The sequence below is a fragment of the Neobacillus drentensis genome (assembly GCF_036965245.1).
In the GTDB taxonomy this organism is placed as follows: domain Bacteria; phylum Bacillota; class Bacilli; order Bacillales; family Cytobacillaceae; genus Neobacillus; species Neobacillus drentensis_G.
Genome location: NZ_JBALPG010000129.1, coordinates 1 through 10,692 on the forward strand (window position 1 = coordinate 1; position 10,692 = coordinate 10,692).

General features: G+C 37.2%; 10 protein-coding genes. 4 read left to right on the plus strand and 6 right to left on the minus strand.

Going from position 1 to position 10,692, the window contains the following annotated elements:
- Nucleotides 1-73: 73 nt before the first annotated feature.
- Both V7150_RS21400 and ald read left to right on the plus strand, forming a co-directional pair.
- Nucleotides 74-1,312, plus strand: coding sequence for a PucR family transcriptional regulator (locus V7150_RS21400; protein ID WP_335522311.1), 1,239 nt, complete (start codon nucleotides 74-76; stop codon nucleotides 1,310-1,312).
- Nucleotides 1,313-1,439: 127 nt separating this feature from the next.
- Nucleotides 1,440-2,573: an alanine dehydrogenase gene (gene ald, locus V7150_RS21405; protein ID WP_335522314.1), complete on the plus strand. Its 1,134-nt coding sequence runs from the start codon at nucleotides 1,440-1,442 to the stop codon at nucleotides 2,571-2,573.
- A 112-nt stretch (nucleotides 2,574-2,685) separates the two neighbouring features.
- Here ald and V7150_RS21410 read toward each other — a convergent pair whose 3' ends face one another.
- Nucleotides 2,686-4,101: a SpoVR family protein gene (locus tag V7150_RS21410; RefSeq protein WP_335522316.1), complete on the minus strand. Its 1,416-nt coding sequence runs from the start codon at nucleotides 4,099-4,101 to the stop codon at nucleotides 2,686-2,688.
- A 343-nt stretch (nucleotides 4,102-4,444) separates the two neighbouring features.
- Complete coding sequence (locus tag V7150_RS21415) at nucleotides 4,445-5,428, minus strand: M14 family zinc carboxypeptidase (protein ID WP_335522318.1); 984 nt, start codon at nucleotides 5,426-5,428, stop codon at nucleotides 4,445-4,447.
- Nucleotides 5,429-5,577: 149 nt separating this feature from the next.
- On the opposite strand from V7150_RS21415, the gene V7150_RS21420 reads away from it, so the two are divergent.
- Nucleotides 5,578-5,832, plus strand: coding sequence for a YhdB family protein (locus tag V7150_RS21420; protein WP_335522319.1), 255 nt, complete (start codon nucleotides 5,578-5,580; stop codon nucleotides 5,830-5,832).
- 142 nt (nucleotides 5,833-5,974) lie between these two features.
- Here the strand turns inward: V7150_RS21420 and V7150_RS21425 are convergent, their stop codons facing one another.
- The 3 genes from V7150_RS21425 to V7150_RS21435 all read right to left on the minus strand — a co-directional run bounded on the left by V7150_RS21425 (nucleotide 5,975) and on the right by V7150_RS21435 (nucleotide 9,083).
- The gene (locus tag V7150_RS21425) at nucleotides 5,975-6,697 is read right to left on the minus strand and encodes an SDR family oxidoreductase (RefSeq protein ID WP_335522320.1); all 723 of its coding nucleotides are present in this window, start codon (nucleotides 6,695-6,697) and stop codon (nucleotides 5,975-5,977) included.
- A 53-nt stretch (nucleotides 6,698-6,750) separates the two neighbouring features.
- Entirely contained in the window at nucleotides 6,751-8,493 is a 1,743-nt protein-coding gene (locus tag V7150_RS21430; protein ID WP_335522322.1) for a phospho-sugar mutase, read from the minus strand.
- Nucleotides 8,494-8,696: 203 nt separating this feature from the next.
- Entirely contained in the window at nucleotides 8,697-9,083 is a 387-nt protein-coding gene (locus V7150_RS21435; protein ID WP_335522324.1) for a YhcU family protein, read from the minus strand.
- A gap of 110 nt (nucleotides 9,084-9,193) precedes the next feature.
- On the opposite strand from V7150_RS21435, the gene V7150_RS21440 reads away from it, so the two are divergent.
- Entirely contained in the window at nucleotides 9,194-10,117 is a 924-nt protein-coding gene (locus V7150_RS21440; protein ID WP_335522326.1) for an RluA family pseudouridine synthase, read from the plus strand.
- A gap of 70 nt (nucleotides 10,118-10,187) precedes the next feature.
- Here V7150_RS21440 and V7150_RS21445 read toward each other — a convergent pair whose 3' ends face one another.
- A complete protein-coding gene (locus V7150_RS21445; protein ID WP_335522328.1) occupies nucleotides 10,188-10,442 on the minus strand; it encodes a GlsB/YeaQ/YmgE family stress response membrane protein in 255 nt (84 codons plus the stop codon).
- Between the last annotated feature and the right edge of the window lie 250 nt (nucleotides 10,443-10,692).

Sequence of the window (10,692 nt, forward strand, 5' to 3'; positions counted from 1 at the left end):
ACATAATATTTTTTTGCTAATCAAAAAAAATAAACTAAAATAGTTCTATATATATATTGTGGAGGTTTTCATTTTGAATGCTAGACAACATGACCCCTTTAAAACTGCTTTTGAAAGTTTAGATGAGTTCGCCGACCTCATTAGCCAAGTTTTGAAGTGCCCAATTACGATCGAGGATGCAAACCATCGCCTTCTTGCTTACAGTACTCATGATGAACGCACCGATCCTGCAAGAGTTTCTACAATTATTGGCAGAAGAGTACCGGAAAAGGTTATCAATCAATTATGGAAAGAAGGAACAATTCCAACACTACTTAGGACCCGGGACCCTATTCGTGTGAAAAATATGAATGATATTGGACTTAATAATAGAGTGGCGATCTCTATTTGGAAGCAAGACGAGGTTTTAGGGTTTATATGGGCGATAGAAATTGATAAAAGATTAACAGATGAAGATTTTGATTTACTAAAAAAAGCGGCAGATGCTGCAAAAAATAAACTTCTTCAGCTGCAAACGAGAAAAAATAAAAAGGAAGAGCATTCACAAGAATTCTTCTGGAAACTATTAACCGGCCACCTAAAGGGTGAAAAGGAAATTACCGAAAAATTCCAATCAATGCAAATCACGCCCGCCCCATCCTTTGCCGTTGTCGTATTTCAATTTCGGCAAAATATCACAAGCAATGAGGAGCAGTCAATATCCTATCTGTTAAAAACAAACCAACGTTTGAAAATTATGCTTAATACAATTGACTGCAATCAACTTATTCTATTAGTATCCGCAACCAATATCGATAAACCTTTTCATGAGCTTGACCATTTTGTCCAGACATTCATTTGGAAGATGGATGATCGATACGGAATTAAGGAAATCACTCCTGTATATAGCAGTATTTATATGGATTATCAATTAATCGGCAAAGCTTTTGGAGAAGCATTAGCAGTTTTGTCGATTAAAGAAAAATTCCCAATTGAGACAAAGAACATTAATAATTATCAAAAGCTAGGAATTTACCAGCTTTTTGAACTTATTCTAGAAAAAAGACGAAATGAAGACTATGAAAATTACTCATTAAAACGTCTCCATCAGTATGACAAAAAACATAACAGTAATCTTGTCGAAACATTAGAAGTGTTTTTAAATTTAGATAACAATATTAATGATGCCGCCAAAGAATTAAATGTCCATGCCAACACACTAAATTATCGTTTAAAGCGAATCACTGAAATTGGAGATGTTAATTTCAAGGACCCCAATCAAAAAATGATCCTTTACCTTGATTTGAAACTCGAAAAATATAAGGGGATTTGAACAATTTGTGAAAATCCCCAAAAACAATAAAAATATTTCTCCTTTCTTAACAAAGAAATTCTGTGGCAAACATTTTATACTTTAGCCATAGCAAAAACTTTCAAAGGTATTAGGGGAGGAATTAGGGATGTTTATTGGAGTACCTAAAGAAATTAAAAACAATGAAAATCGTGTAGCACTTACGCCTGCAGGTGTCGTTTCATTACTGAATGCTGGTCATGCTGTATTAGTGGAAAAAGACGCCGGAATTGGAAGCGGTTTCACCAATGATGATTATGCAAAAGCTGGTGCTGAGATCCTTGAAAGCGCTGGACATGTCTGGGCTAAATCAGAAATGATTATGAAGGTCAAAGAACCACTATCAAGTGAATATCAATACTTCCGACCAGGATTAATTTTATTCACCTATTTACACCTTGCTGCAGAGCCTTCATTAGCAAAAGCACTTAAAGAGAATGGTGTAATTGCGATCGCTTATGAAACAGTTGCGGTAAATAGAACCCTTCCACTTCTGACACCAATGAGTGAAGTTGCCGGCCGTATGGCTGCCCAAATTGGGGCACAATTCTTGCAAAAAAATAACGGTGGCCAAGGAATCCTGCTTGCAGGCGTACCGGGTGTAAATCGCGGCAAGGTAACGATTATCGGCGGCGGTATTGTTGGTACCAACGCTGCTAAAATGGCAATCGGTTTAGGTGCTGATGTAACCATCATCGATTTAAGTGCTGACCGTTTACGCCAACTGGATGACATTTTCGGAAATCAAATCAAAACATTAATGTCTAATCCATTTAACATCGCGGAAGCAGTAGCAGAAGCCGATCTTCTTATTGGTGCTGTATTAATCCCAGGTGCAAAGGCTCCTAAGCTTGTTTCAGAAGAAATGGTTAAATCAATGAAGCAAGGTTCAGTTATTGTCGATGTTGCGATTGACCAAGGTGGAATTGTTGAAACCTCTGATCATGTGACAACACATGACAACCCTACATTTGTAAAACATGGTGTTGTCCACTATTCTGTTGCAAATATGCCTGGTGCTGTACCAAGAACTTCGACCATCGCCTTAACAAACGTTACGGTACCATACGCATTGCAAATTGCAAATAAAGGGGTTTTCAAAGCCATTTCTGAAAATGCTGCTTTAAAACTTGGTGTGAATGTTGCCAATGGAGAAATCACTTACGAAGCGGTAGCAAAAGATCTTGGTTATGATTATGTAACCGTAGAAAATGCATTAGAAAAAGAACTTTCCTCACTATAATAAACAGCTTTAAGAGGATGTCTCCAACAGGTCTAACCTGTTGGAGACATCCTCCTTTGTTTTTATTCCGCATTAACAGGCAGTAAGAACTTCTACTGATTGAAGTTTCACCTTATAAATACTTTCTATGAACGCTCTTTCCATCATACGAAAATAGCATTTTTCTTTCTTCAATAATTGTTTCAATATGAACCGGTCTGCCCCACAGCTGCTGGATATAAGGGATTACCTTTTCAAGGTATTTAACATCAAGCTCGATACCCTCATACCAGTGTTTTAAGTATAGCTCACCATTTTTCAAATAGTCGCCATCATTGACCGTAATATATGGAAATCCGCCGTTTACCCGCATATTCACGAGCTGGTCTCGGATATGCTCCCACTCTTTATCAACAATTTTATAATCTCGTCCTTGCTTTTGGAAAAGATACATATCTTCTCTCATGACGAGATCCTTATTTAGGTAGTTCCGAAGAAAGGAAATGTCCGATTCAACTTCTCGAACTTCAAACATTTTTTCCCTGCCTGAACCAGGCTGTACTCCTCTACACTTCATTTCCTCTGTTGGGTTATTATACCGTTCTTCAATGTCCTCAAACATTTTTATGCCAAGATAATATGGGTTTATCCCTGTTTTGGATGGCTGAACAACCCCGGCATTCAATTTTGCGAATTCGATAGATTCACCACTTGTTAAATCCATTTCCCGTAAAATTCGTTGATGCCAATACGAAGCCCATCCCTCGTTCATGATTTTTGTTTCAAGCTGGGGCCAAAAGTAGAGCATTTCTTCCCTCATCATAGTTAAGACATCCCGCTGCCAATCTTCAAGCTCTCTGCTGTAGGTCTCGATAAATAGTAATAAGTCCTTTTCAGGTCTTGGGGGAAATTTCTTTTTCTTCGGTTGAAGGGTCTCCTTTTTATCTTTTTCATCCAACTTCCAAAGATCATCATAGGGCGTTACCACTTGATGATCATCATCTTCATCCTCCTCATCGTCTCCAATAGACCAGGAAAGCTTTGGCCTCATGAGCGATGGGTCAATATGTTCGTCAATAGCCAACACAGCGTCTAAAAAGGTTTCTACTTCCCTTTTTCCATATTGGATTTCATATTGATGGATTCTTTCTGCTGTTGCTGCCATACTTTCGACCATATCCCGCTTTGTATTTTGGAAGCGAACGTTATTCTTAAAGAAATCACAATGGGCTAATACGTGAGCAACAATCAGTTTATTTTGAATAAGGGTATTAGAATCAAGTAAAAAGGCATAACATGGATTTGAGTTAATAACAAGTTCATATATTTTGCTTAGTCCTAAATCATAATGCAGTTTCATTTTATGAAATTGCTTCCCAAAGCTCCAATGTGAAAATCGGGTCGGCATTCCATAGGCACCAAAGGTATAAATAATTTCAGATGGACAAATTTCGTATCGCATCGGATAAAAATCCAAACCAAAGCCGCTTGCGATTTCAGTAATTTCACTAATGGCATATTCAAGCTGCTTGCGACCTTCAACATTCATTCGCCACTCCCCCTTTTCCTCTTACCACAATGTATGAGGCTAAGGCAGGAATGATGAGAAAGAAGCAAAAAACAGTAAGCAATCTCGCTTATTCTTTTTGGGTCTCAACCGTTAAATTAAGAAGTTTATTATTTCTTATATCATGATTAACTCTAATTGTCACAAAGATAATCTGATTTTTTTCTTGTACTTTAATGATTAGGTTTTTGAGCAAATCCTGGCTTTTGAAAGTTAATAATAAGAGAACACATAATCAGGATAGCTGCTAAATATTTTTTCATCCCTATTACCACCTTTATTTTCTGATAAATTTAGCTTTCCCTGGGAATGAATCATTATGAATTTATTTCGTCAGTTTCTTGGCTTCTTTTGCAAGCTTAAGTCCAACATATTTGTTTCGTTTCCATTCTTTTTTTAATACAGCTAGGGGGGGGCTTGTTTCACCAACAAGATAGCTAATTTCAATCGTCATGGCCGGTCTGTGATATGTTGTGATAAACCAATCGGTAAATCCTCCACCCACTGCATTTGGATCAGGTTTCGCTAATTTATAGCCTGTTAAATTAGCGACTTTTTTAGCCACTTTATAATCCCGTCTAAGATATTTACCATTTTTATAATTCCAAAAAATCTCTCTTCCAGCTGTATGATAAGCTATGGCAATAGAAGGGTTAATTTCTTTAATAAACTTGGTTAAAGCAATTATTTCCTTAGATTCCAGCGGCTTTTTCCCTTTATAAAATTTATAACTAGGTTCTCCTGGTTCTTGATTTAGATCTTTCCACCCTGCTGGGTATTGTCTGTTTAAGTCTATACCCATGCCATTGGCTTTCCATCTTTCAAAGTTGTTTAATCCTTCATTCATGATCAACAATCGTTGTATATGCATAGCTGGAAACCCTGTCATGTTATTTTGTTGAATAGATACACCATCTGGATTTAACATTGGTATAAACCAAATAGAAACCTCATTAAGAATATTTGTGGAAGTAAATCCGATTTTCCCCGAACCTTGATATGCTTCAGCATAGGACTTAAGCATTTTCATCAAAAGTGCACTCGTTAGCCATTCACGTCCATGATGTGCACCGATTAATACGATATTTTTTTTGCCCTTCCCGATCTTGACTCCCCAAATATTCTTTCCAAAGTGGGTTGTTCCAATTGATTTCAATTCAATATGTCTTTTATATTTTTCCTGGATTTTTTCAAGATCTTGTTCCAGCTGCTCATAAGAATATGGTTTCTCCACTTTCACCTTTTTTGCCTGTGTTGCTGTTTCAAATAAAAAAAAGACAACAATAAGGATACTAATGAGTTTAGCCATTAAACCTCCCCTTTTTACTAAGAGACCATTATTTATTCAGGTAAATGTTGAAAACAGCGGAATCATTGGGTGTCCAACATTTTCTGTGAAAGTTATCGTCAGAATGTCATACAATAATCTCAACTCCTAATAAGGAGGAGAAAAAACAAATGAACACAATGGATTATGACCGAGCGTTATACTATACGCACCGATCAGAATGGGATAATTTACTGATTTTAATGGTACGGACTAAGGACCAATTTTTATCAAAAAAGATTGAACAATTTCTCCATGCCTACAATTTTGAACGTGACTACACTGTAATTGAAACGAAACTATATAATCTTCTTCGTTACATCGACCATGCTAACGAAAACGTAGAACCAGATGTAAAAGGGATACCGATGTATAGTCTTTCCTAAAAAAAAAAGTGGATACCGTTTTTTTTGAGAAAATTTTTTACAACCGGGTCAAAGAATTCCACCAAAAAACGGCTTCCTCGTTGGAAGCCGTTCTTCTTAGGAAAATTATCATTATAAAAATAAATTGGCGCTTTCGCTTTTTTTACGCGATTGGGTATTCTTGAACGAATGGGTGTAAAACGATTTCATCAATCAGCATATGCTTTGGAGCTGACGCCATATAAACAACGGCATTTGCGATGTCCTCGACCTTTAGCCAGTCTTTTTTCTCTGGTAAGCCTTGAGTTGATTCTGCAAAATAAGTATCTACCATTCCGGGATTGATGGTGCCGACGCGGATTCCGTATTCGCGGACTTCCTGGGCAACCGAGCCGGAAAAACCTTGTACTGCATATTTAGTTGAGGTGTAGGCTGCACCATTTGGGATCGTGTAGCGGGCAACATCAGAAGAGATAGTAATTATTGTTCCGGATTTCCTCTCCTTCATATGTGGAAGGACTGCCTTTGTAGCCAAGAACACACCTTGGACATTCACCTCAAAAACCCTCTTCCACTCTTCTACTGTTACTTCTTCTGTTAATTTAAAGAAACCTACACCTGCATTATTTACAAGAACATCAACCGTGCCGTAGGTTTCAATCGTTTTCCTAACAACTTCCTTCAAATCCTCTTCATTTGAAACATCTGCTTGAACAGGGAGAATATTGGGAAAGCCCATATCCTTTAATTCTTCAGCAGTATTCGATACTTGCGAAGAACTGCCAACAATTGTTACTTTCATCCCTTGCTCAGCAAGTTTTATTGCGATTTCCTTGCCAATTCCTCGCGATGCACCAGTAACTATCGCAATTTGGTCTTTTAACATATTATTTCTTCCCTTCATGTTGAAAATATCTTTGAAAGAGGGGTGTTCAAATATTACATTTCTTTAATCAATTTCACTTTTTTATCAATTAGCTCCAAAAATTCTTTTTTAATAGCTTGAAGCTTGGATTCACTTTCAGCAAAACTCTCTCGATTTACACCAAAGTAGAATTTCACTTTTGGTTCTGTTCCTGATGGTCTTAGACAAATCCATGAGCCATCCTCAAAAATATATTTCAAGACATTCGATTTTGGTAAATCAATTTTTTCTTCACCATTTTGCGTTACGCGGATACTTGTCAGATAATCTTCCGTTGCAAAAGTTTTAAATTCACCTAGGTTTGTTAATGGCTCGTTTCGGAAGGAGGTCAAAAGACGCTGGATCATTTCTGCCCCTTCCTTTCCTTTTAATGTTAAGGAGTGCAGTCCTTCCAGGTAAAAACCATACTTTTTAAATACCTGCAGCAATCCTTCATAAAGGGTCATACCTTGTTTTTTATAATAAGCACAAACCTCTGTTGCCAACAATGCCGCTTGTACAGCGTCCTTGTCTCGGGCAAAGTCACCGATTAAATAGCCATAAGACTCCTCATAACCAAATAGGAAAGTATGCTCACCTGCTGTTTCATATTGCTTAATTTTTTCAGCAATAAACTTAAATCCTGTTAATACATCAACCGTTTCTAATTGGTAAGCTGAAGCGATTTTCCTTCCTATTTCAGAGGTTACGATTGTTTTTAAAATAACACCATTTTGCGCCAGAGTTTCTTTTTCCTTTTTCTGAGAAAGCAGATAATCAAGTAATAATGCTCCAGTTTGGTTGCCCGTAAGAACGATATATTTACCTTCGTGATTAGGTACTGCAATCCCTAAGCGGTCTGCATCAGGATCAGTCGCAATTAAAATGTCTGCCCCTACTTTTTTTCCATCGCGGATGGCTAATTCAAATGCAGCATGTTCTTCTGGATTCGGACTCTTTACTGTCGAAAATTCTGGGTCTGGCAGTTCCTGTTCTTTTACAACGGTTACATTTTTATACCCTAATGCAGCTAGTGCGGCACGAACAGGTTTATTTGCCGTTCCATGTAAAGGAGAAAAAACAATCTTAATATCCGTTTCTTTCGCAAGGTCAGGATTCTCGGAAATTGTTTTTAGTTTTTCAATATAGACTTGGTCAATTTCTGAACCAATGGTTTTAATTAACCCTGACTCTCTTAATTTTTCCTCATTGTCGACCTCGATTAATAATTCATTCTCGATTTCGTTTACCCTAGCAATGACAACGTCAGCAACTTCAGGGGTAAGCTGACCGCCATCTGACCCGTACACTTTATAACCATTATATTCCGGTGGATTATGGCTGGCAGTAATGACTATTCCGGAAAAAGCATTTAGGTATCTTAAAGCAAAAGAGAGTTCCGGAGTTGGTCTTAGCTCATCGAAAACATATGTTTGAATCCCTTTTGTTGCAAGTGTCATAGCAGCCTCCAAAGCGAATTCCGGAGATTTATGACGTGAATCATAGGCAATGACAACGCCACGTTGTTTTGCTTCCTTACCTTGTTCTTCTATGTATGCAGCTAAGCCTGCTGAAGCTTTACGAACAGTGTAGATATTCATACGGTTGGTCCCAACACCCATTTCACCGCGCATTCCGCCTGTTCCAAATTCTAAGTTCTTGTAAAAAGACTCCTCTAAACTCTTTTCATCCTTCTTTAATCCCTCTAATTGATTTTTCAATTCCGGATCTAATCCCTTAAATTCAATCCAACTATTTGCAATTACTTTCCAATCCAAAAAAGGTCCCCTCCTATTTCAGTCTACTATTTATTGTTTCTAAGTTCCCGTTTGTTACTCCTTCTAAAATCCCACGAAATTAGACGACAATAACTGCAGACTGTAAGTGAATCCATTCACATTCCATCATACAACAAAAATATCCATCCTTTAAGACTAAAAGTATAAAAAAGCCTGTAAAAAAATTCAGGCTGTCCTCTTTTCTATATAATCAATTCATTGTCTGCCTTAGTATACATACTGAGCATCGTGTTTTTCAACCTTTTTGCATCTACAAATTGTTCAAAATCAAACGGAAAAAATAGTCCAAATTCCTTAAGAGTTTCAACATTTTTGTTAAATACCGTTTCGTATTGTTCATCCAGTTGTGTAGACTCAAGAATCGATATTAACGTTTGGATGCACGTCATCACCTGAAAGGCATCTTTTAATGTGCTATAATCTTCAAAAGAACGCAAAACCTTTAACTGCTCAAACTCACAAATGTCCTCATCATTAAAATAGAGGGGAAAAATATTAGAATAAATGTACCTCACCAGTTCATTAATTTTTTCTTCTTGACTTGGTATCGAGGCAAATACTATTTTCACTTGTAACCCACCTTTGCCATCGCTTTTTTCAGACGAATTTTATATCATAAGAATAACATAACTGCTGGAGTATAAACGGTGGTAATTAGTGGATAACAAAAGGAGAAATTATGTTAAAAACGGTACGTAAAGGCGAGTGGTTTCACATTATTGTCCCAAAAGAATGGGAAGGCACAACAGTTGACGGGATTTTTCGTCAGGTTTGGGAAGCACCAAAAAAATTAACTCATCATTTTCGGACAGAGAATAAGGTTTTAGCAGATGGCAGCCGTATTAATTGGAATTTGCCACTAACTCCCGGCACAACGCTGCAAATACAGCTCTTTGAAGACGAGGATCCCCAAGTAATCCCGAATTACTATGATATTGACATCCTATTTGAAGATGACCACGTTTTAGTGATTAATAAGCCGCCATTTATGAACACTCATCCTAATAACCCTTTGACGGAGTCAAATACACTTATTAATGCTGCTTCATTTTATTTACAGTCTAAAGGGGAATTAAGAAATATTCGACAAATTCATCGATTAGACCGAAATACCACAGGAACAATCCTATTTGCCAAGCATGCGTTAGCAGGAGCAATTTTAGACAAGATGTTGGAAAAACGAGACATAAAAAGAACCTATATTGCTGCCGTACATGGACTGTTTCGGCAAAAAAAAGGGACAATAAATAAACCAATCGGCCGTGACCGTCACCATCCGACGAAAAGAAGGATTTCTCCAACCGGCCAGGAAGCAATTACCCATTATCAGTTGTTAAAAGATGATAAAAATAAACAGCTTTCATATGTGAAATGTTGGCTTGAGACAGGTAGAACCCATCAAATCAGGGTCCATTTAAGTCACTTGGGACACCCAATAGTTGGGGATACATTATATGGCGGACAACCAGTGGTAATAAGGCAGGCACTGCATGCTGCTAAAATGGAATTCAGCCACCCCCTGACTAAAGAAAAGTTGGTATGTCATGCACCCATTATCGATCAATTAGATATCTTTAAAAATATCGACATTTATTCAATATAACATCTTTCAAATTGGAAAAGCCTCCCGAAATTAGGAGGCTTTCTACATCCATTGATCTATTTCCATTGTTTTAATCTGCTTTTCTAAATGCTCGCATAATGAAGCTTACCAGGAGAACAAGTACAACTGCACCAATAATTGCTGGGATTATTGCAAAATCAGCTACACGTGGCCCCCAATTGCCTAAAACCGCTGTTCCAAGCCATGCACCAACAAAACCAGCAATGATATTACCAATAATGCCTCCAGGAATATTCTTTCCAACAAGAAGCCCTGCCAACCATCCAATAATTCCACCTACAATTAATGACCAAATGAAGTTCATTATAGAACACTCCTTTTTAGTATCCGTCATTCGTTTATTAGCAGGCAGTAGTGGAAAGTTTTTTCTTGCTGCCTGTACTTTTAAAGTACCCAATTCTCTAATTTATACTCATAAAAGGATAAAAAACGGAAATATGAATCTACTTTCCCATTTACCCATTAACATCCCAAAAAGCAATGTTTTACATAAAATAATGAAACCAGGCTAAAAATAAAAAATACTTCTAATCAAATTAAATATTCAGAAAATT